The 21,238-nt window shown below is 52.0% G+C and carries 24 protein-coding genes and 1 other annotated feature; of the genes, 14 read left to right on the top strand and 10 right to left on the bottom strand.

The window, feature by feature from the left end; genetic code table 11:
* From ENTMO_RS24170 to ENTMO_RS0113695, 3 genes are all read left to right on the top strand, one after another.
* Nucleotides 1–445 (top strand): recombinase family protein (locus tag ENTMO_RS24170; RefSeq protein WP_010431842.1); only part of this gene is annotated, 445 nt, incomplete at its 5' end.
* 71 nt (nucleotides 446–516) lie between these two features.
* A complete protein-coding gene (locus ENTMO_RS0113700; RefSeq protein ID WP_010431841.1) occupies nucleotides 517–756 on the top strand; it encodes a hypothetical protein in 240 nt (79 codons plus the stop codon).
* Between the two features lie 107 nt (nucleotides 757–863).
* On the top strand, nucleotides 864–1,070 hold the full coding sequence (locus ENTMO_RS0113695) for a hypothetical protein (RefSeq protein WP_324292039.1): 207 nt from the start codon (nucleotides 864–866) through the stop codon (nucleotides 1,068–1,070).
* Between the two features lie 65 nt (nucleotides 1,071–1,135).
* On the opposite strand, the gene ENTMO_RS24165 is transcribed toward ENTMO_RS0113695, so the two are convergent.
* Nucleotides 1,136–1,774, bottom strand: a complete 639-nt coding sequence (locus ENTMO_RS24165) for a winged helix-turn-helix transcriptional regulator (RefSeq protein ID WP_071985423.1) — start codon at nucleotides 1,772–1,774, stop codon at nucleotides 1,136–1,138.
* 79 nt (nucleotides 1,775–1,853) lie between these two features.
* On the bottom strand, nucleotides 1,854–2,516 hold the full coding sequence (locus ENTMO_RS24160; RefSeq protein WP_041951402.1) for a winged helix-turn-helix transcriptional regulator: 663 nt from the start codon (nucleotides 2,514–2,516) through the stop codon (nucleotides 1,854–1,856).
* Between the two features lie 402 nt (nucleotides 2,517–2,918).
* On the opposite strand from ENTMO_RS24160, the gene ENTMO_RS0113680 reads away from it, so the two are divergent.
* The 8 genes from ENTMO_RS0113680 (at nucleotide 2,919) to ENTMO_RS0113650 (ending at nucleotide 10,155) form a co-directional block, all read left to right on the top strand.
* A complete protein-coding gene (locus tag ENTMO_RS0113680; protein ID WP_010431837.1) occupies nucleotides 2,919–3,449 on the top strand; it encodes a fimbrial protein in 531 nt (176 codons plus the stop codon).
* A 62-nt stretch (nucleotides 3,450–3,511) separates the two neighbouring features.
* Entirely contained in the window at nucleotides 3,512–4,189 is a 678-nt protein-coding gene (locus ENTMO_RS0113675) for a fimbrial biogenesis chaperone (RefSeq protein WP_010431835.1), read from the top strand.
* Nucleotides 4,190–4,239: 50 nt separating this feature from the next.
* Nucleotides 4,240–6,774: a fimbria/pilus outer membrane usher protein gene (locus ENTMO_RS0113670; protein WP_010431832.1), complete on the top strand. Its 2,535-nt coding sequence runs from the start codon at nucleotides 4,240–4,242 to the stop codon at nucleotides 6,772–6,774.
* Nucleotides 6,775–6,782: 8 nt separating this feature from the next.
* Nucleotides 6,783–7,739: a fimbrial protein gene (locus ENTMO_RS25300; RefSeq protein WP_083816533.1), complete on the top strand. Its 957-nt coding sequence runs from the start codon at nucleotides 6,783–6,785 to the stop codon at nucleotides 7,737–7,739.
* A 21-nt stretch (nucleotides 7,740–7,760) separates the two neighbouring features.
* Nucleotides 7,761–8,279, top strand: a complete 519-nt coding sequence (locus tag ENTMO_RS0113665; RefSeq protein WP_010431826.1) for a fimbrial protein — start codon at nucleotides 7,761–7,763, stop codon at nucleotides 8,277–8,279.
* A 43-nt stretch (nucleotides 8,280–8,322) separates the two neighbouring features.
* Nucleotides 8,323–8,832 carry a fimbrial protein gene (locus ENTMO_RS0113660; protein ID WP_010431823.1) on the top strand — a complete coding sequence of 170 codons (510 nt, stop codon included), beginning with the start codon at nucleotides 8,323–8,325 and terminating at the stop codon, nucleotides 8,830–8,832.
* A 37-nt stretch (nucleotides 8,833–8,869) separates the two neighbouring features.
* Nucleotides 8,870–9,541 carry an EAL domain-containing protein gene (locus ENTMO_RS25295; protein ID WP_071985422.1) on the top strand — a complete coding sequence of 224 codons (672 nt, stop codon included), beginning with the start codon at nucleotides 8,870–8,872 and terminating at the stop codon, nucleotides 9,539–9,541.
* Nucleotides 9,499–10,155 carry a helix-turn-helix transcriptional regulator gene (locus tag ENTMO_RS0113650; protein WP_157133719.1) on the top strand — a complete coding sequence of 219 codons (657 nt, stop codon included), beginning with the start codon at nucleotides 9,499–9,501 and terminating at the stop codon, nucleotides 10,153–10,155. The genes ENTMO_RS25295 and ENTMO_RS0113650 overlap by 43 nt, the downstream gene beginning before the upstream one ends.
* A gap of 635 nt (nucleotides 10,156–10,790) precedes the next feature.
* Here the strand turns inward: ENTMO_RS0113650 and ENTMO_RS26645 are convergent.
* The 8 genes from ENTMO_RS26645 to trpL form a co-directional block, all read right to left on the bottom strand.
* Nucleotides 10,791–11,378 carry a Rha family transcriptional regulator gene (locus ENTMO_RS26645; RefSeq protein ID WP_010431813.1) on the bottom strand — a complete coding sequence of 196 codons (588 nt, stop codon included), beginning with the start codon at nucleotides 11,376–11,378 and terminating at the stop codon, nucleotides 10,791–10,793.
* A 10-nt stretch (nucleotides 11,379–11,388) separates the two neighbouring features.
* A complete protein-coding gene (locus ENTMO_RS26640; RefSeq protein ID WP_010431811.1) occupies nucleotides 11,389–11,562 on the bottom strand; it encodes an ash family protein in 174 nt (57 codons plus the stop codon).
* A gap of 392 nt (nucleotides 11,563–11,954) precedes the next feature.
* On the bottom strand, nucleotides 11,955–12,764 hold the full coding sequence (gene trpA, locus ENTMO_RS0113625; protein ID WP_010431809.1) for a tryptophan synthase subunit alpha: 810 nt from the start codon (nucleotides 12,762–12,764) through the stop codon (nucleotides 11,955–11,957).
* Complete coding sequence (gene trpB / locus ENTMO_RS0113620; RefSeq protein ID WP_010431806.1) at nucleotides 12,764–13,957, bottom strand: tryptophan synthase subunit beta; 1,194 nt, start codon at nucleotides 13,955–13,957, stop codon at nucleotides 12,764–12,766. Before trpB ends, trpA begins: the two co-directional genes overlap by 1 nt.
* A gap of 10 nt (nucleotides 13,958–13,967) precedes the next feature.
* Nucleotides 13,968–15,326 (bottom strand): bifunctional indole-3-glycerol-phosphate synthase TrpC/phosphoribosylanthranilate isomerase TrpF, encoded by a 1,359-nt coding sequence (gene trpCF / locus ENTMO_RS0113615; RefSeq protein WP_010431803.1) that lies wholly within the window; start codon nucleotides 15,324–15,326, stop codon nucleotides 13,968–13,970.
* Between the two features lie 3 nt (nucleotides 15,327–15,329).
* Complete coding sequence (gene trpD / locus ENTMO_RS0113610; protein WP_010431801.1) at nucleotides 15,330–16,925, bottom strand: bifunctional anthranilate synthase glutamate amidotransferase component TrpG/anthranilate phosphoribosyltransferase TrpD; 1,596 nt, start codon at nucleotides 16,923–16,925, stop codon at nucleotides 15,330–15,332.
* Nucleotides 16,925–18,487: an anthranilate synthase component 1 gene (locus ENTMO_RS0113605; protein WP_010431799.1), complete on the bottom strand. Its 1,563-nt coding sequence runs from the start codon at nucleotides 18,485–18,487 to the stop codon at nucleotides 16,925–16,927. Before ENTMO_RS0113605 ends, trpD begins: the two co-directional genes overlap by 1 nt.
* A 23-nt stretch (nucleotides 18,488–18,510) precedes the next feature.
* Nucleotides 18,511–18,605 (bottom strand) — a sequence feature (Trp leader region).
* Nucleotides 18,582–18,626, bottom strand: a complete 45-nt coding sequence (trpL, locus tag ENTMO_RS26965) for a trp operon leader peptide (protein WP_106993556.1) — start codon at nucleotides 18,624–18,626, stop codon at nucleotides 18,582–18,584. (Overlaps the previous feature by 24 nt.)
* Before the next feature lie 139 nt (nucleotides 18,627–18,765).
* Here trpL and rnm point away from each other — a divergent pair, with 139 nt between their 5' ends.
* The 3 genes from rnm to rluB all read left to right on the top strand — a co-directional run bounded on the left by rnm (nucleotide 18,766) and on the right by rluB (nucleotide 21,236).
* Entirely contained in the window at nucleotides 18,766–19,647 is an 882-nt protein-coding gene (rnm, locus tag ENTMO_RS0113600; protein WP_010431797.1) for an RNase RNM, read from the top strand.
* Complete coding sequence (locus tag ENTMO_RS0113595; RefSeq protein ID WP_010431788.1) at nucleotides 19,644–20,264, top strand: L-threonylcarbamoyladenylate synthase; 621 nt, start codon at nucleotides 19,644–19,646, stop codon at nucleotides 20,262–20,264. The genes rnm and ENTMO_RS0113595 overlap by 4 nt, the downstream gene beginning before the upstream one ends.
* Before the next feature lie 96 nt (nucleotides 20,265–20,360).
* The gene (gene rluB / locus ENTMO_RS0113590) at nucleotides 20,361–21,236 is read left to right on the top strand and encodes a 23S rRNA pseudouridine(2605) synthase RluB (protein WP_008502809.1); all 876 of its coding nucleotides are present in this window, start codon (nucleotides 20,361–20,363) and stop codon (nucleotides 21,234–21,236) included.
* Nucleotides 21,237–21,238 lie beyond the last annotated feature (2 nt).

The following is a 21,238-nucleotide window of genomic DNA, read 5'->3' as shown; positions in this document are numbered from 1 at the left end:
GCTTCTTAGGGCATTGAATGAGGGGGATACGCTGGTGGTCTGGAAGCTGGATCGCCTTGGGCGCAGCATGCGAAATCTGGTGCTGCTGGTGGACGAACTCCGGCAGCGCGGTATCCACTTTAAGAGCCTCACAGACAGTATCGATACATCAAGCCCGATGGGGCGCTTCATCTTTCATATCATGTCAGCCCTGGCGGAAATGGAGAGGGAATTGATTGTAGAGCGCACCCGGGCAGGTCTGGCTGCAGCTCGTGAGAAAGGGCGAATCGGCGGCAGGCGTCCGAAACTTACCGAGGAGCAATGGGCGCAGGCAGGACGACTGATAGCGAACGGCGTAGACAGGAAGCAGGTAGCGATAATTTATGATGTGGCAGTATGTACCCTGTATAAAAAATTCCCTGCCGCAGCTTTTATCAATGACTTACCCACGATTGAGAATTTATAGGCAATATCGGGATTGACCATTTTAATCTTCAAAATACACTGTATATAAACACAGTATTTTGTGAGGTAATCATGGCACGAACTGCAGACATAAATGCAGCTTTTATTGCTGCAATAGAACTGAACCCAAAAGGCTACCGCTGCCTGAGAACAGACAGCTTCATACAGAAGTTGCGTGGCGTTAACTGGCACTTTACCCGTGCTGATGCAAATTCGTGGATAGAGCGCAACCAGCCAGACTTCGCTGATAAGACGGCCGATGGAAGCGACAATCGCTACTGGATCTTGCGTAACATGGGGAGGGTTTTCTGATGGGCTTTCCTTCACCGGCAACAGACTACGTTGAACAGCGTTTATCTCCGGCGAGTACGTGCACCACGAACGAAAGCCGCATAATCGAAACTACGTCAGGGTTTGGGGTGATCGAACCGGTCAGCCAACTGGTGCAAAGACAGGCTCTGCTGATCCTCAGCGATGGCAGGACTCAGTTCACAAAGCTTACGAACAAAGCGTTAATCATGGATGATGGGGAAGCAACCAAAGGGGAAGCAGCCGAAAAGGTCGAGGTTATAGGGCGGGAAATGTACTTCATCAGCAGGTCAGAAACAGATGACATTCCGCTGTAAGAAGAGTTGCGCACCAATATAACATTTTTCCTAAGCTGCTTGGTAAGAAAGAAAAGTTTTCTTGACTAGAATTTAGATGGCAATTTATTGATTTTTAAGAGTATTCCCCTTTGAATTTCAATATACCCTCCCTTCTTAAGTTCAGCCAGAACTCGCATAATACCGCTGCGTGAAAGGTATGTTTTTCCCCTAATATAATGCTCTGCAGTGATATTATTTCTGATCTCAGGGGGTTGATTGATCAATTCTTGGAGTTGTACACAAACCATATCATACGAAGAAGGCAAAGAAAGCTTTTCGCCTGAACGAACAAGTTTACTGGCAACTTCGAACATATGCTTTGTCACATGTTCCCATAGGTTGTGAGTGCAAATAACCTCTCGAGCGGTCTCCACTTTAAGGACGCCTATTTTACAGGGGACCAACGTTCTTATGTAACCGTCAAATTCAAGAACATCCATGTTAACAATACCTATAAGGCCGGGGTCATGTAAGGTTCCTAACATTAGACCATCACTTATGCGATGTACTGAGACCTGCCCTTTGAGGACTACATAGCATAAGCGTACTGCGCTAACCTGCAAGCTTAAACGTCGACGAGGAGGTATATGAAGAATCTCTGCACATGAACTGAGTTTATCGATCAGTTGTTGTTCAATGTCTGACTGACTTAAAATCAGGGAAGAAGAAACATTGTTAACCATACATAACCTGTCCAATCCGTAAACATTTTAAACAGTATAGTTCATCCTATGATTTTAACACCCGGCGCAATTGGTATTACTAATACTTCAAAGGTAATTTGTTGATGGATATCAATACCCCGCGCCTAAGCTCAATGTACCCAGCGTCACGCAAATCTGCCAGGATACGCATAATTCCGCTCCGTGAAAGATAGGTACGGCCTTTGATATAATTAGCAGCTGTCATGCTGCTCCGGATCTGTTCAGGCTCAAACATCAATTCCTGTAACTGAAATCGAATAATCTCATAGGAGGACATCTGAGAGATTATCGCACAATGCTCATATACTCTGGAAGAAGTGTAAACTAACAGCTTATACATGCTTTTCCAAAGTTCATAACGTTCTAAGAGCAGATTGAATCTCTCCAGCGTTAGCCTGCTTATCAGTGCATCTTCTGTGACACGAATATATAAATTTTCTGACTGGGAAAATTGATTGCTGACGCCAAGGATGAATGTCGCATTTTCTGAATTTAGTATCATTCCATCTCCCCTCCGGTTAAGTGTAACGCTTCCCTGATGCAGCAAATAACATGTACGCTTGGTTCCAGTATAGAAACGAAGAATTTCTCCTCTGGATGATTTACAAGGCGTTGCAAAAGGTGATATGTGTTCGATTAATTTATTGATTTCACATTCAGGTTTGACTGCATGCGTACCATCTATCCACGGAGCTGAGGTTGCAGGGATTTTTGAATTCATTATCTAAACTCCAAAAATTATTTTTTTTAACTCGATTTCAATTATCTCTTCTTACAGGAAAAATTAAACGGTTGTTTGGTGTCAAAATGGACTCGTTATTTAACAATGATGAAACACGATCGTTTTTTTGGAATTAATGCGGCGTTCCGGTATGTTAAATTTATGTTTAAAAACTAATCCAATAATAGCTCGTAAAAAAATTGCGATTGCATTAAAAGTTTTATAAATTTCGTTTCAGCAAATGAGGGCGTGAAAGCAAAGTTATCAATTAAACATCTTTTCTTTCCACTCAATGCACACTGGAAATGAAATCTCGGGCATAACAAAACAAATGGAAAATACCCATTCGGATGGTGATGTCTGTATTTCAATAAATTATAGGATCACTAGGAAATTTAATTCATGAAAAAGAATATTATCGCTGCTGCTATCGTTGCTACCGCTGCACTGTCTATGTCTAACGCATTCGCTGCTGCTGGCACTGTGAACTTCAACGGTGAAATTCTGGACGCAGCGTGCACCGTTGACGTTGGTTCTCAGAACCAGACCGTTGAGCTGGGCAAATACAACAAGTCTGAATTCGCTGCTGCTGGCGACGTTACTGCTGCCACTAAGTTCGACATCGTGCTGAAAGACTGCCCGGCTACCGTGACTTCTGCATCTGTACGTTTCGACGGTACACCTGATGCTACTGATTCTACTCTGCTGGCTATCGACAGCTCTGTTGCTGGCGCTGCTACTGGTGTTGGTATCAACCTGATGACCGCTGACAAAGCACAGCTGCCGCTGCACGGTTCTAACGGCTACAGCTACGCGCTCTCTTCAACTGCAGACAACACTCTGGATTTCTACGCTCAGTATAAATCTACCGTTGATTCTGTAACTGCGGGTCCGGCTAACTCTGTAGCTAACTTCTCCGTAGTCTACAACTAATTTTCCTGCCGGAAAAAACCATTGGGGCCAGCCTGTCGGCCCCTTTTTTATCGAGGTATAAAATGCACTTTCTGAGTAAAACTTTAATTGCCTGTGCGATTCTTTCTGCTGGCGTTTCAGCAGCCAATGCCGGAGTGGTCATTGGTGGAACGCGTGTAATTTATGATGGCAATAAAAAGGAATCCTCTATTAGCGTCAACAATCCCGACTCGACGCCGTATTTAATTCAGTCGTGGGTAGAAACGCCAAATGGGGGTGCTGAGAAAGCACCTTTTATTATTACGCCGCCATTATATCGGCTGGACAAAGATCAGCAAAACGTCGAGCGCATCGTATTAGCCGGTTCGGTTGCCCAGGATAAAGAGTCGCTTTACTGGCTGAATATTAAAGCCATCCCTGCGGCACCACGTAAAGACAATACTCTGCAAATTGCGGTTAAAACCCGCATCAAATTGAGATACCGCCCGGCGGCGCTGAAAGGTGTTATTCCGGAAGAGTTGGCGGACAAATTAACCTGGCAGCGCAGCGGCAACCAAATCCAGGTGACCAACCCGACTAACGTGGTGATGAACTTCAACGAAATTAACGTCAATGGCAAAAAACTGGAAGACGTCACATACGTATTGCCGGGGTCAACAGCGCGTTTCGATCTGCCGAAAGGCATCAGCGGCGGGGCGGTGACCTTCAAAATTATCAACGACTACGGCGGAACCGGAAACATACATAACGCCACGTTGTAATGCGCGCTGGGGTAAAGGACACCTGTTTCGTACGGATGGAGTAAGTTGTGATGAGAAAAAATAAGCAGGAACGACTATTCAAACCTGCACGCCTGGCATTTTTAATCGCGTTTGCCCTTGGCGCGACCACTGAGGTCGCCCATGCCCGCGATTATTTTAACCCGGAGCTGATCGAGCTGGATAACCCGGGGATGAAAGGTGCCGACCTGTCGGCATTTGAATCCGGGTCGCAGCTGCCTGGCACCTATCGCGTCGATATTGTTCTCGGGGATCAGGTTGTCGATACCCGTGAGGTTAAATTTGACGCCGTAAAAGATGCGAACGGTGAGGAGTCGCTGCAACCCTGCCTGAGCGTCGCTCAGCTGAAAAGCTGGGGCGTGAAGACTGAACTGTTCCCGGAGCTGGCGTCCGGTGGTGAGTGCGCGAAGTTAGACGCCATCCCGCAGGCTTCGGCTGAGTTCCTGTTCAGCGCCCAGCGTCTGGTGATCAGTATTCCGCAGGCGGCGTTATCTCCGCAGGCGCGCGGCTACGTGCCGCCGGAGATGTGGGACGAAGGGATCACCGCCGCGATGCTCAACTACAGCCTCAGTGGCTCTAACAACCGGGCGCGTAACGGCAACGACAGCGACACCAACAGCCAGTACGCCAACCTGCGTCCGGGGATCAACATTGGCCCGTGGCGACTGCGTAACTACACCACCTGGACGCGCGACAGCAACGGCAAAGACAAGTGGGATACGGTCTACACCTACGGTCAGCGGGCGATCATTCCGCTGAAGGCGCAGCTCACCGCCGGTGACAGCTCCTCCCCAGCGGATGTGTTCGATAGTATCCCGTTCCGTGGGGCACAACTGGCCTCGGACGACGACATGATGCCGGACTCTCTGAAAGGCTACGCCCCGGTAGTGCGCGGCATTGCGCGAACTAACGCGCAGGTGATTATTCGCCAGAACGGGTATCAGATTTACCAGAGCTACGTGGCGCCGGGTGCGTTTGAAATAACAGATATGTACCCGACTGGTGGCGCGGGCGACCTCGACGTTACCGTCAAAGAGAGCGACGGCAGCGAGCAGCACTTTACCGTGGCCTTTGCGTCACTTCCTGTATTGCAGCGTGAAGGGCGCTTTAAGTATGCAGTGACGGGGGGTCAGTACCGTTCGTATAACAGCGACGTGGATAAAACCCCGTTCAGCCAGCTGACCGGAATCTACGGTCTGCCATATGGCCTGACGATGTACGGCGGTTTTCAGGAGTCGAGCAAGTATCAGTCCCTGGCGGCGGGTATCGGTAAAAACATGGGCGATCTGGGTGCGTTCTCCACCGACGTAACGCAGTCGTGGGGTACCCCGAAAGATATGCCGAAGAGCCAGGGCCAGTCGTGGCGTATTCGCTACAGCAAGAACTTTGTTGAAACGGGGACCAACTTCGCCATCGCCGGGTATCGCTACTCCACCAGCGGCTATTACGGCATGCAGGAAGTGCTGGACTCTTACGGCGACAGCAGCGCATTGCAGGATCGTCGTCGCAACCGCGCTGAGCTGACCATGAGCCAAAACATCGGCCAGAACTTCGGCTCGCTGATGCTCAGTGCGGTGCGGGAGGATTACTGGAATAGCGGTAAGACCATGGAGTCGTATAGCACTGGGTATAACAACTCATGGAACAGCGTGAGCTATGGCATTACGTACACCTACAGCAAAAACGGCAGTACCGACAGCTACGGTCACACGACCAGCTATGACAAAGATCAGCAGATTGCGCTGACCGTCAGCGTGCCGCTGGAGAAATTCCTTCCGCGCACCTGGGCCAACTACAGCATGAACCATAGTAAGAACAACGGCACCACCCACAGCGTAGGGCTGAACGGCACGGCGCTGGAGAACAACGCCCTGAGCTGGAATGTGCAGCAGGGTTATGGCACCGATAACGTGGGTTATACCGGCAACGCTAACGCTGACTACAAAGGCACCTACGGCGAAGTCACCGCAGGTTATGGCTACGACAAAGACAGCGATCGTCTGAACTACGGCCTGCAGGGCGGGATCATTGCCCATGCCGATGGCGTGACCTTCTCGCAGCCGCTGGGTGAAACCAATGTGCTGGTGAAAGCGCCGGGTGCGAAAGGGGTGAGTATTCAGAACCAGAGCGGAGCGAAAACGGATTGGCGCGGCTATACCGCTGTCAGCAACCTGACGCCGTACCGTAAGAACGACGTAGCGCTAATGACCGATACCCTGCCGGATGATGTGGAACTGGAGTTAACCAACAAGACGGTGATTCCAACGCGTGGCGCGGTGGTGCGGGCGGATTATGTGGCGAACGTGGGGATAAGGGTATTGATGACGCTTAACCACAGCAGCGGACAGCCGGTGCCGTTTGGCGCGATTGCGACGGTGAAAGGGCAGGGCGCGAACAGCTTTATTGTTGGGGATAAAGGACAGGTTTATTTAACTGGGTTGAACCCGAGCGGGACATTGCTGGTGAAGTGGGGTAATGATACTTCGGAGCAATGTAATGCAAATTATTCCCTGTCAGAAAAAAACTTAACTTCCGGTGTTCTAGTTATTAGTGCGCGTTGTAATTGAGGGCGAAAATGATGATTCAAAATATCATTGTGTTGAAATTTATAAGATACATGGTTGTCGCTTTGGTGGGATTGATAAGTTATGGTGTAAATGCAGCTTGTTATACTAACCAAGGTGGTGCAACACCAATAACAACCACAATAAATGCTACAAACATTGTAGTTCAACGTGATGCGACTGTAGGAGCTATTATTGGGACAATTAATGTCCCTACAACTGGTAGCGTTTTCCTTAGCTGCGATTCTAATAACAGCCCGTATTATTATGAAATGACTTTATTTACAACGGCATCATCCATTGCAGGGTATTATAATACTAACATTCCTGGGGTGGGGATAAAAATGGGTTCATTTTCCTCCCCGGCTAAGATGTTGCTTTTTGGATTGGGAGCAATGAGTGATACAACCCAACGAACGATACAGTTTATTAAAACTGGAAATATAAATTCAGGTATTTTGAGTTCAGGGCGATTCGCCATCGTTAAAGCAAGTGATAATGCAACGGTGGCTTACACTTATAATATAATTGGTGCCAATAGTACGCAAGTTGCATGTTCAATTAGAACTCCTAATTTAACATTTCCTATTGGTAATATTTTGGCATCATATTTTGGGAGTTCAGTTGGGACTATTCCTTCCGGAGCACAGAATACCCAGTATTTAAGTCTTGACTGCGACGCTGGAGCCAATATTAACGTATCGCTACAAGGCACCGAAAACCCTGACGTAAGTACTTCCAGCGTATTAGCTTTAACCGGACAGGGAAATGCAGATGTAGCGAAGGGTGTCGGTGTGCAGTTGTTATATAACGGTACGCCGTTAGTATTAAATAACCGTATTATGCTGAAGCAATCGGCAGGAGGACAAGAAACTTTCCCAATTACCGCTCGCTATTATCAGACTAAAACTAGTGTTTCAACGGGTAAGGCTAACGCATCAGCGACCTTGGATTTAACGTACCAATAATAGATAAAGGAATTAGAAAAAATGGCGAAACTTTCAATTATCGCGACAAGCACCCTGGGTCTGATGGTAGCAAGTCTTAATGCTTATGCAGGTGATCCAGTCACCCTGAATATTACCGGGAACGTGATTGCTTCTCCGTGTCAGGTAAGTAGCGACAGCATTACCAAAGCGGTTGATCTTGGACAGACTATCCAGGCTTCCTCTCTGCAAACAGCGGGGGCTGCGACCAGCTGGGTTAACTTTGATATTAATCTCAGTAGCTGCCCGGCTGGCACAACAAACGCGATTATGACCATGCACGGCACCGCTGATCTTAGCAATCCTGGTGATATGTACAGTAATACCGGTTCTGCTATGAATCTGGCCGTGCAGTTGCAAAGTCAGGCAGGGGATGCGCTCGGTGATACCAAAACGCTTTCCGGGGCAGTTGCAAGTAATGCAGTCACCTACAAGTTACGCGCACGTGCTTATACCCAAAACGGTGGCGTAATGCCGGGCAGCATTAACTCTGTCGTCACCGCTACGTTTGAATATCAATAGTTTAAAGGCGCGCCAGGAAACTGGAGCGCTGTGGAGAATTCCCATGCACAAATGTAAATGGCTCGGTGGCGCATTCATGCTGATGTTGCCCTTGTTATCATTTGCTGACGCATCGCTAACCCTGAGCGGCAACGTGGTTGCCAGCCCGTGCACCATCGACACCGACACGGTCAACAAAACCGTGGTACTCGGTTCTCTGCAGCGAATCGATCTACGCACCGCAGGGGAAGGCGGCGAGTGGCAGGATTTCGATCTGCTGCTGACGAACTGCCCAGCGGGCACCAGTAACGTGACGGCACTGCTGAGCGGTACGGTGGACAGTCAAGACGCCACGGCGTGGAAAAACAGCGGTACCAGCGGCAATATGGCGCTGCGTATCGCCAGCCGTGACCATGCCACCGCCTATGCGCCTGGAAGTTCCCTGCAGCAAAGCGTCAATATCAGTAGCCGCTCGGTCTCCTTCCCGCTGTCGGCCCGGATGTTTACTCCGCAGGGTAGTGCGACGCCTGGTACGTTCCAGTCAGTGATGAACGTCGATTTTACCTGGCAGTAATCCACTCCTTGGTGGGAATTTTTTATAAAGGTTCACTATGTATCGTTTACCATTTGAACATGCGGTGCGTGGAATACGTTTTCAGCCCATTTTTTCTGTGGCAGAAAAAATGATTAAGGCGTGGGAAGTGTTGAGCTTATTGCAACCCAACATGGATCCTGAACGTTATTTTTCCTCGCAATCTGATAATGCTTGCCTGGATATATTATGCTGGCAGTTGCAGATTATCTATAAAATGAGAAACAGGAAACGGTACTATTTAAACGTTCCCGCCAGGTTATTGTGTTCGTCTCAGGTTATTGAACGACTCCTCCCGTGGTTGCGGGAGGGAATTGTCCTTGAGGTGCAAGATCCGCACGGCTTTATTTCCCTGTCTTATTCCGACCGGCAGGCCTTTTATGCATATACCAGGATGATTAAATCCATGGGGGCAGAAATTTGGCTGGATGATATTTTTCCGGAGCAGGTAGATAATTTAGGCGGTGAACTGGCGCGGTTCGACGGGGTGAAAATTGACAGAAGCATCCTGCAGGATCCGTCTGCTTTAATTCCGCTTATTAACCGTTGCGTCCGTAACGTTAACGCCGTGCTGGTGGAAGGAGTGGAAAACAGCCAGCATTTCCAAATCGCGAAAGGGGGCGGAAGCCATTTCCTGCAGGGGTTTATGTGGCCGGAAGAAAGGTTTTTTATCAGCTATACACTAGGTTGAAGATGGTAAAAGTTTTGATAAAAGAGACCGATCTCATGTTTCTCCAGGGCATGGAATATTATCTGAGTGATTTTTTCTGGCGGCGATTCCGGCTAAAAGCCGAATTTATTACTGACTATAACTCAGAGAATATTGCTGTCGCCGATGTGATTGTGCTTTCCATGTGCAATGGCGAACGTTACACCTGCTTCCCGGAGTTACGCGCCCGGCGTAAGGGTATTATTATTGGCCTAGTCGATGAGAGGGATTATCGTCGTTCGCCCTTATGCTTTGAAGATATTCTCTATCTCACGCGACGGGAATCTCTTGAGGAGATAACGCATCAACTCTATATTGCCTGGCAACAATGGATAGTGAGCGATGTATTTCCACAATACACATCCTGTCTGAACTGTAAACATTACACATTATCTCTCAAGCAGCGAGATATTCTGGATAAATATTATAAGGGAAATTCAATAGAACATATCGCCAGAATGATGAACATCAGCTACAAAACGGTGACGACACATAAATACAGTATGATGCACAAGTTCGGTCTGAAAAATGATTGTGAGTTGTTCAGATTGTTAGGAAGATTGAAGGAAAGAAGCATAACCCAAAAATTCCTGTGAACTCCCCCGCAAAAGCGCACATTTCCTGCCGTCGCCCTCCCTCCGCCCGCAGGTTTGCGGGCATCGTACTTCTACGACACACTCAGACGTGGGATTCACCATGCGCAACGTAATCCTGACCTTTCTTGATAACCACACCGATTTTTTCGCCCTGAAAAATCTGATTGAGTCCTTTACCACCAAATACCTTTCCGGTTGTTAGTGAGAATATGTAAACCACATAGAGCATCCAACCCTTCATTATTTATTTAGGTTGTCATAACCATTACGATGCATATAACAGAGCTACGCTGATACTGATTTAATATACAGTGTTTTTCGCAACAGCCATTATACTATTAAGAAATTTTTGGGGAATTCTTAGTGGATTTTTAGACAAATCAACCTGCAGGCCGGATGACACCTGGTGTGAGATGAAATCTGTTGCGGGGCATGGATGGGGCAAAACCACCTTATAAAGCTCGTTTAAGTTCGTCAATCTTGCTTTTCCCAATATCAATAAGCCCTCGATTTATGCACTCCTTGACGATATTTATCGATTTAAAATTTTGCGGTCATATTAGAGTGATGGTATATCTCTCATGAACTTCTGAGTCGCCGACCGTTGCATGTAAGAACGGGCGGCGGCATTAATACTATGACCTGCGATCTCGCGCTCGACGAGCTATGGCAATCATTTCCTGAATCTGCCCCAGGGTGAATTTCTCAGCCTCATCGCATGGCATCACCACATAGCCTGAGCGGATCACATGTTCCAGACAAGAATCTGGACTCATAATTGCTTCGCCAGGCATAAGAGGGTGGCATGCCACGGGCAGGCCGTTTTCGAAATAGGTGATAACAGCGTAATTACCATGGCGTGAAGCTGCTGGGTTTCTGTTAAGCAACTCGGCTTCCATCGCGTTAAACTTGGCGATGTATGCCTCCTTAAGTCTGGCTGCTTTCTTTCCGGTGAAACCCATTACCAAAAACATAAAGCCATCTTTGGTTACTTCGTAACTTTCAGCATCCTTTTCCATGAAACCTGCCTGAACTTTTATGACGACGGTCGAAAAGTTGGCTGTCGCGAATTCTGGTGAACAATCAAGGGATCTTATCTTTTCCAATACGTGCTTATGCTGTTTGTCGAAGTAATCGGCGATAGCCTGGGAAGTGGTAACTAAGCGGGAATTGCTAAAAAATACTTTTGGGGATTCAGTGGAAACGGCGATCTCTGCATTCATGATGATACTCCTAAGAAACGAAGTTATCACCACTGCTGACGCCAATCAGCGAGGTGGTGAACTGTGCAGGGTTGGCGTAACCGGTCATCATGAAACCCGGCGCGGATTTCTCCGCCCCCACACAGCCCACCATAATGCGAATGTGGCCGTGCTTAACGCATAAAAAAACCGCTAACGCGGCCATGCGTCATGATGTGATCCGGGACGCCAATCCCGGCACCAGATTTTGCTGGTGCAGGGCGAGTATGAGAAAAAATGATTTTTATGTCAACGTCGGTAAAAAATCTTTCTCCAAAACTTAGATGTAAGTGCATGAAAATGCTTGCGTTCGCACAACGTAAAATACATTAAAAAATACGCTAAAAATCTTAGTTATCTTTTTGAATTAAATGAGGAATTTGTATTTTTCGTTTTTCTTTGAACTCAGAAGGTATAAACAGAAAGAAACCGAATCATACGCTTACGGCAGGGTTTGAAAAGTTATTCGCACCGAGAATATCGACGCGATCAATTTTGACGTAACTCGACAGGGGTAAAAGGGGAACCGTCTGGCAGTCGCGCCAGACGGGGAGTGCATCATGCTTTGCGCGTTGCCGCTTTCATCTCGGTCACGAAGGTTTTGAGCTCGGCCAGCATCTGCTCTGGCTTATCCACGTTTTTCTCGATGATTTTTACGATGGCGGAACCGGAAATCGCCCCGGCGGCCTTCGCATCGATTGCTGCAGCAACCTGATCCGGGGATGAAATACCAAAGCCCTGCAGCGGAGGCGCGGCGTGGTATTCAGCCAGCTTCTCCACCAGATGATGCAGAGGCAACGCCGCTTTATTCTCGGCACCGGTCACGCCCGCGCGGGAGAGCAGGTAGGTATACCCGCGTCCGTAAGAAGCAATCTGGCGCAGCAGTTCGTCGTCTGCGTTCGGCGGGCAGATGAAAATCGGCTCAACGTTATGGCGCATCGCCGCCTGGCGGAATGGAGCAGACTCCTCAACCGGCACGTCTGCTACCAGCACGGAGTCGACGCCCACGCGTGCGCACTCGGCATAGAACTCATCAATACCGCGGTTAAAGACAAGGTTGGCGTACATCAGCAGGCCGATCGGAATGGTCGGGTGCTTCTGGCGAATCGCTGCCAGCATCTCGAAACACTGGGTTGGTGTCACGCCGGAGGCAAAAGCGCGCAGCGTCGCGTTCTGGATGGTCGGGCCATCCGCCAGCGGGTCAGAGAACGGAATACCCAGCTCCAGCGCGTCGGCACCGGCTTCAATCAGGGTGTCGATAATCTTCAGCGACTGTTCCGGGCCCGGGTCGCCCAGGGTGACGAAGGGAACGAACGCGCCTTCCTGGCGGGACTTCAGCTCTGCAAATACGTTATCGTAGCGTTCCATCAGATTTCCCCTCGTGCTTTCAGAATATCGTGAACGGTGAAGATGTCTTTGTCACCGCGACCGGAAAGGTTCACTACCAGCAGCTGTTCTTTTTCCGGGTTCTCTTTAATCATTTTCAGCGCATGCGCCAGGGCATGTGAAGACTCCAGCGCCGGGATGATCCCTTCGCTGCGGCACAATGTTTTAAAGGCTTCCAGCGCTTCGTCATCGGTAATGGAGACATAGTCCGCGCGGCCTGTGCTGTTCAGATACGCATGCTGTGGGCCAACGGACGGGAAGTCGAGGCCGGCAGAAATAGAGTAAGACTCTTCAATCTGGCCCTCATCGGTTTGCATCATCGGGGATTTCATCCCGAAGTAGATCCCTACGCGACCATGCTTCAGCGGCGCGCCGTGCTCACCGGATTCAATCCCGTGACCGGCAGGTTCGACGCCAATCAGACCGACGCTGGTGTCGTCAATGAAATCAGCAAACATGCCGATGGCGTTAGACCCGCCGCCAACGCAGGCGATCACCGCATCCGGCAGGCGACCCTCTTTCTCGAGGATTTGTGCTTTGGTCTCTTCACCGATCATACGCTGGAATTCGCGTACGATAGTCGGGAACGGGTGCGGACCTGCGGCTGTGCCGAGCATGTAGTGCGCGGTGTCGTAGCTGCCAGACCAGTCGCGCAGCGCTTCGTTACAGGCATCTTTCAGCGTGGCGGAACCGCTGTGTACCGGGATCACTTCTGCCCCCATCAGGCGCATACGGAAGACGTTCGGAGACTGACGCTCAACATCTTTCGCCCCCATATAGATTCGGCATTTCAGGCCGAGCAGGGCGCTGGCAAGCGCAGAGGCCACGCCGTGCTGACCTGCGCCGGTTTCAGCGATGATTTCGGTTTTACCCATACGCTTCGCGAGCAGCGCCTGGCCCAGCACCTGGTTAGTTTTATGCGCACCGCCGTGCAGCAGGTCTTCACGCTTCAGATAAAGCGTGGTTTTGGTGCCTTCCGTCAGGTTACGGCATTTGGTCAGCGCGGTCGGACGACCGGCGTAATTCTTCAGCAGGTCGGTAAATTCCGCCTGAAACGCCGGATCCTTCTGCGCGCTGACAAAGGCTTCTTCCAGCTGGCGCAGCGCGGGCATCAGGATTTGCGGGACGTACATCCCGCCGAACTCACCAAAATACGGATTTAGTAATGTCGTCATCTTCTCTTCCTTAATATGCACGCAGAGTTTTAAAAACCGAGGCCAGTTTGTTGGCATCTTTAATACCCGGTTGGGACTCTACGCCTGAATTGAAATCGAGGCCTGCGCAGCCGGTTTTCGCGGCTTCTACGCAGTTATCCGGGCTTAATCCGCCCGCCAGCAGGACGTTGTCCAGCTTTTCGCCGCTCAGCAGTGACCAGTCAAAACGCTGGCCGGTGCCGCCCTGGCCGTTATCGAGCACGTATTTATCCACATGGTTCAGGTTACGTGCGGGCAGGGTCTCGCCGACGCTTTGCGCTTTCCAAATCTGAACCTGAGGCGCCAGCGCGGCGCGCAGGGCATCGATATACGCCTGATCTTCGCCGCCGTGAAGCTGCACCGCGCTCAGGGATAACGCCTCGGCTTTTGCCGCAACGTCTTCAATATCTGCATTGCGGAAAACGCCCACGTAGCTGAGCGGAGCCGCCGCAATGATCTTACGCGCCTGCTCTTCGCTGACCGCGCGAGGGGACGAATCGACAAAGATCAGCCCGCCATAAATTGCCCCGGCTTCGTACGCGGCCTGGGCATCCTGTTCGCGGGTTAAGCCGCAGACTTTGTTTTCACCCAGCAGCACTCGGCGTACCGCTGCGTTGAGATCGTCATGCTCCATCATGGCGGAGCCAATCAGGAAACCGTTGGCGAAGTGGCTCAGCTCGCGCACCTGGGCGTAGCTGTTAATGCCTGATTCGCTGATAACCGTGACGCCAGATCCGAGACGCGGTGCCAGCTGGCGCGTGCGGTTCAGGTCAATGGACAGGTCGCGCAGATCGCGGTTGTTAATGCCGACCACTTTGGCTTCCAGCGCAATGGCGCGCTCAAGCTCTTCTTCATTGCTCACTTCGGTCAGCACGCCCATGTTCAGGCTGTGCGCGACGGCGGAGAGCTGGCGATACTGCTCGTCGTCGAGCACCGAGAGCATCAACAGGCAGGCATCGGCCTGGTAGAAACGCGCCAGCCAGATCTGATACGGATCGATAATAAAGTCTTTGCACAGGATCGGCTGCGGCGCGATGCCGCTGACGATCGGCAGAAAATCGAAGCTGCCCTGGAAATATTTTTCATCCGTCAGCACGGAGATGGCGGACGCATGATGCTTATAAATACCGGCAATACGCGCCGGGTCAAAATCGTCACGAATAACGCCTTTCGACGGGGACGCTTTTTTGCACTCAAGAATAAACGCGGTGCGCGCACCCTGCAGGGCATCATAGAAACGTCGTTGGCTTGGTACGACGTCATTCTGGAAGCTGGCAAGCGGCTGCTGTTGCTTGCGGGCTTCTACCCAGATGGCCTTATCGGCAACGATTTTCGCTAAAACGGTTTGCATTCTTTACCCTCTTGCCGCAAGTGCGGTAACGCGATCGTAAGCTGCACCGGAGCGCAGTACGTCCAGAACTTTTTGAACGTTGGCCTTCAGGTCTTCCTCACCGTGCAAACGCATCAGCATAGCGACGTTGGCAGCCACGGCGGCCTCGTGGGCAACCTCTCCTTTACCTTGTAATAAGCGCGTGAGAATGTCACGGTTTTCTTCCGGCGTACCGCCTGCCAGCGCTTCCTGGCGATACGGCGCTAAGCCGAGGTCAGCAGCCTCAAGCTGGTAACTCATAATTTCACCGTTGTTCAGTTCGGCAACCAGCGTCGGTGCATGCAGCGATACTTCATCCATACCGCCGCTGTGTACCACGGCGGCACGTTTGTAGCCCAGCACGCGCAGTGTCTCAGCAATCGGCAGAACCAGTTCCGGGCTATAAACGCCAATCAGCGCCAGCGGTGGATGGGCCGGGTTGATCAGCGGGCCGAGCACGTTAAACAGCGTGCGAGTTTTAAGCTGCTGTCGCACTGGCATCGCGTGGCGGAAACCGGTGTGATACTTCGGTGCAAACAGGAAGCAGACGCCCAGGTCATCCAGCGCTTCACGAGAACGCTCTGCTTTCATATCCAGGTTAATGCCAAACGCGGCGAGCAGATCGGAAGAGCCTGACCGGCTGGAGACACTGCGATTACCGTGCTTCGCCACTTTCAGCCCACACGCCGCGGCGACAAAGGCGCTGGCTGTAGAGATGTTGATGCTGTTGCTGCCGTCACCGCCGGTCCCAACGATATCGGCAAACTGATAGTCCGGGCGCGGGAACGGGGCGGCATTTTCCAGCAGGGCCGTGGCGGCACCGGCGATCTCCTGCGGGCTTTCGCCGCGCACTTTCATGCTCACCAGCGCAGCCGCCAGCTGTTCAGGCTTCAGCTCGCCGCGAACCACGGCGGAGAAGAGCTGGTGGCTCTCCTGCTGGCTCAGGGTCTGCGCCTGATACAGTTTTTCCAGAATCGGCTGCAGGGTGTTGGTCTGCTCCAGCTTCTGTAACGCCCAGTCGAGCGTCTGTTCCAGCAGGCGCGCGCCGTTGGAGGTCAGGATCGATTCCGGGTGGAACTGCATACCGCAGACGCGATCCGCATCATGACGCACCGCCATCACCATGCCTTCAAACGAGGCATTAATGGTCAGCCCCGCAGGAATATTGCTGCCCACCAGCGAGTGGTAGCGCGCAACCGGGAGCGGATTCGGCAGCCCGGCAAACATTGCCTGGCCGTCATGTTCAATACTGGAGGCTTTGCCGTGCAGGATCTCACCCGCCTGGCCAACGTAGCCGCCGTAGGCTTCAACAATCGCCTGATGTCCCAGACAGATGCCGACGATCGGCAGCTTGCCGCGCATACGGGTCAGCAGCTCCGGCATACAGCCCGCTTCGCTCGGTGCGCCAGGCCCCGGGGAGAGCATCAGCACCGGGTTTTGCATGGTTGCCAGACGGTCAATCAGGGTCTGCGCCGGTACGTGGTTGCGGTAGATAACGACGTTGTGACCATTAGCACGCAGCTGATCTGCCAGGTTATAGGTAAAAGAGTCGATATTATCGAGCAGCAGAATGTCAGCCATCAGAAAATCTCCTGTGCGTGGTGTGCAGTCGCAATGGCGCGAAGGACCGCACGCGCTTTACTGCGCGTTTCGTCAGCTTCAGACTGCGGAACAGAATCAAGAACAATCCCGGCACCCGCCTGGACGGTGGCAATACCGTCTTCAACATAAGCGGAGCGGATAACAATGCAGGTGTCGAGGTCACCGTGAGCCGTGAAGTAGCCCACCGCGCCGCCGTAGCTGCCGCGTCGGCGTCCTTCGGCGGCGGCAATCAACTGCATGGCGCGCACTTTCGGCGCACCGCTCAGGGTGCCCATGTTCATGCAGGCGCGGTAGGCGTGCAGAACGTCAAGGTCGTGGCGCAACTCACCAACCACGCGGGAGACCAGGTGCATCACGAATGAATAGCGGTCAACTTTGGTCAGATCCGCCACGTAGCGGCTGCCAGGGGTACAAATGCGAGCCAGATCGTTTCGCGCCAGGTCAACCAGCATCAGGTGCTCTGACAACTCTTTATGGTCAGTCCGCATTTCGAGTTCGATACGGCTGTCCAAATCGCGATCCAGCGAGCCGTCGGCGCGGCGTCCACGTGGACGAGTACCGGCAATCGGGTAGATCTCAATCTGACGGCTGGTGGCGTCGTACTTCAGCGAGCTTTCCGGGGATGCGCCGAACAGCGTGAAATCATTGTCCTGCATGAAGAACATGTACGGGCTTGGATTGCTCTTTTTCAGCACGTCGTAGGCTGCGAGCGGCGACGGACAGGGCAGTGAGAAGCGGCGTGAAGGCACCACCTGGAAAATTTCCCCGGCGCGAATCGCTTTTTGCATCTGGCGAACCACGGCGCCGTACTGATCGTCGGTCTGGTTAACGTCGCACGTCATTTTCTCCACCCGCTGCACAGGCAGCGCCGGTGGCTCTTCCGTCATCTGCTGCTGAAGCTGAGCGATGCGGTGCTCAAGACGATTTTTCTCAGCGGTCGATGGAGTGAACAGGCTAGCCTGAATGCGGGTGTACTTTTTCTGATGGTCGATCACCAGCAGGGTTTCAGCCAGATAGAAGCAGTAATCCGGGCAGCGGTTACCCTGTTCCGTTTCCGGCAAATCTTCGAAACCGGCAACCAGGTCGTAAGCAAACAGCCCGCCAAAGAACATCGCTTCCCGTTCCTCTGCCGGCACGGTGACAAGATTCTGCAGCAGGCGGAAGGCATCGAAAACGGAAAGAGAGCAGAGCCGCGCGTCTTCGTCCAGCAGCTGGCTGACCGCCGGGAAATGCAGAATGCGCATGTCCGGATGGCGCTCGTTTTCTATGCCAGAAGGCAGTGCGGCGTCCAGCAGTGGCAGCAGCGATGCACCATTCTCTGATAACGCCTTGATAGTGACAGTGTCACCTAAAGCGGTAATGCGCAGCGCACTGTCGACCAGCAGCAGGCTTTTGAGATCGTCTTTACTGTCGATATCCGCAGATTCCAGCAGTAGGGTAGCCGGACGCGCTCCGCAAACCTGATGAAACAGTGCGGTGGGGTTGTGACGATAGGCCGCCTCGCAGGTCAGCAGTTCGAGGTGTGGTTTGGCTGTTTGCATTATATTGTTCTCATTTTCTGTTCAAAAAAAAGCCCGCTGGGTAGCGGGCTGGGTATCTGTTTGCATTTCGCAGACGCGTGACACTGCCCGAAGATCAGGAAGTGCGCCACCAACCGTGCAAAGTGAAATGTGCTGTCATTTTCAGATACCTTTCTCGTGTGAACTTGCGTACTAGTTAACTAGTTCGATGGCTGGTTGTCAACCCTTGATTTCAGAATTTCGCGTTAAGTCGGTATCATGGTGTTTTCGGATGTCTCCAACCTGTTATGGGAAGTGCTTTGAGCGATACCACCTACGCCATTATTTATGATTTACACAGCCATACTCAGGCCTCTGATGGCCTTCTGACGCCCGAAGCCCTGGTTCATCGTGCCGTTGAAATGCGTGTCGGCACGCTGGCGATAACCGATCACGATACGACAGATGCCATTCCGGTGGCGCGCGCTGAGATCGCCCGCAGCGGGCTGGCGCTGAACCTGATCGCCGGCGTTGAGATCTCGACCGTCTGGGAAAACCATGAAATTCATATTGTTGGCCTCAACATTGATATAGACCATCCGGCAATGTGTGCGTTTTTGCAAGAACAAAAAACACGCCGCAACCAGCGTGCAGAGATGATTGGCGAACGTCTGGAGAAGGCCCACATTCCTGGCGCACTCGAAGGGGCGCAAAAGCTGGCGAACGGTGGGGCCGTGACGCGCGGTCATTTCGCCCGTTTTCTGGTTGAGGCAGGTAAAGCGACGACCATGGCGGACGTCTTTAAACGGTATCTGGCGCGCGGGAAAACCGGATACGTTCCGCCACAGTGGTGTACAATAAAACAAGCTATTGATGTGATTCATCATTCTGGCGGTAAGGCTGTGCTGGCCCATCCGGGACGGTATAATCTTTCTGCTAAATGGCTGAAAAGACTGTTGGCACACTTTGCCGAATGCGGTGGCGAGGCAATGGAAGTTGCCCAGTGTCAGCAGGCACCCAATGAGCGTGCACAGCTTGCCACCTATGCTCGTCAGTTCGGCCTGCTTGGGTCACAGGGTTCTGATTTCCATCAGCCCTGTGCCTGGATCGAACTGGGGCGCAAGCTCTGGTTGCCTGCCGGCGGTGAGCCGGTCTGGCAGCTCTGGGGACAGCCGCAGCAAATTGAAGAGAGGGAAGTATGAGTCAGTTTTTCTATATCCATCCTGATAACCCGCAGCCACGTCTGATTAACCAGGCCGTGGAGATCGTCCGCAAAGGCGGCGTCATTGTCTACCCGACCGATTCAGGCTACGCGCTGGGCTGCAAAATTGAAGATAAAGGGGCGATGGAGCGTATTTGCCGTATTCGCCAGTTGCCGGACGGTCATAATTTTACCCTCATGTGCCGCGATCTCTCTGAGCTGTCGACCTACGCGTATGTTGATAACGTGGCGTTTCGCCTGATTAAGAACAACACGCCGGGTAACTACACCTTCATTCTGAAGGGCACGAAGGAAGTACCGCGTCGTCTGCTGCAGGAAAAACGCAAAACCATCGGCATGCGCGTGCCATCGAATCCGATTGCGCAGGCGCTGCTGGAAACCCTCGGCGAACCGATGCTCTCCACCTCGCTGAGGCTGCCGGGAAGTGAGTTTACCGAGTCCGACCCGGAAGAGATCAAAGATCGTCTGGAGAAGGTGGTTGAGCTGATTATTCACGGTGGCTATCTTGGCCAGCAGCCGACCACCGTGGTCGACTTAACCGAAGATGCGCCGGAAGTGATTCGTGAAGGCGTGGGTGATGTTAAGCCTTTCTTGTAAAGGTGTAAGCAGATATACTACGCGGCCATCAAAGCAGGGCCCGACCCTCTTTTGACCTGATTCGACGCCTGTGAAGGCGACACCTGAGGAAGCTCAATGAGCGAGAAGTTACAGAAAGTGCTGGCGCGTGCTGGCCACGGTTCGCGCCGTGAAATCGAAGCCATTATTGAAGCGGGTCGCGTGAGTGTGGACGGTAAAATCGCCACGCTGGGTGACCGCGTAGAAATTGTCCCGGGGCTGAAGATCCGCATCGACGGTCATCTTATCTCCGTGAAAGAGTCCGCCGAACAGATCTGCCGCGTGCTGGCTTACTACAAGCCGGAAGGCGAGCTGTGTACCCGCAACGACCCGGAAGGTCGCCCGACGGTGTTCGACCGTCTGCCTAAGCTGCGTGGCGCTCGCTGGATCGCCGTAGGCCGTCTGGACGTGAACACCTGCGGCCTGCTGCTGTTTACCACCGATGGTGAACTGGCAAACCGTCTGATGCACCCAAGCCGCGAAGTGGAACGGGAATACGCGGTGCGCGTCTTCGGCCAGGTTGACGAAAATAAACTGCGCGACTTGTCGCGTGGCGTTCAACTGGAAGACGGCCCTGCGGCGTTCAAAACCATCAAGTTTACCGGTGGGGAAGGCATTAACCAGTGGTACAACGTGACCCTGACCGAAGGCCGTAACCGCGAGGTGCGTCGTCTCTGGGAAGCGGTAGGCGTCCAGGTGAGCCGTCTGATCCGTGTCCGTTACGGTGACATTCTGCTGCCTAAAGGACTGCCACGCGGTGGGTATACCGAACTGGATCTGACTCAAACCAACTACCTGCGCGAGCTGGTCGGTCTGACCCCGGAAACCACCTCTAAAGTGGCGGTTGAAAAAGATCGTCGTCGCATGAAGGCGAATCAGATCCGCCGTGCTGTGAAGCGTCACAGCCAGGTCAGCAGCAATCGTCGCTCTGGCAGCCGGAATAACAACGGTTAATC

Source organism: Enterobacter mori LMG 25706, assembly GCF_000211415.1.
GTDB classification, from domain to species: Bacteria; Pseudomonadota; Gammaproteobacteria; order Enterobacterales; family Enterobacteriaceae; genus Enterobacter; species Enterobacter mori.
This window is presented reverse-complemented; position numbering and strand designations above follow the sequence as displayed.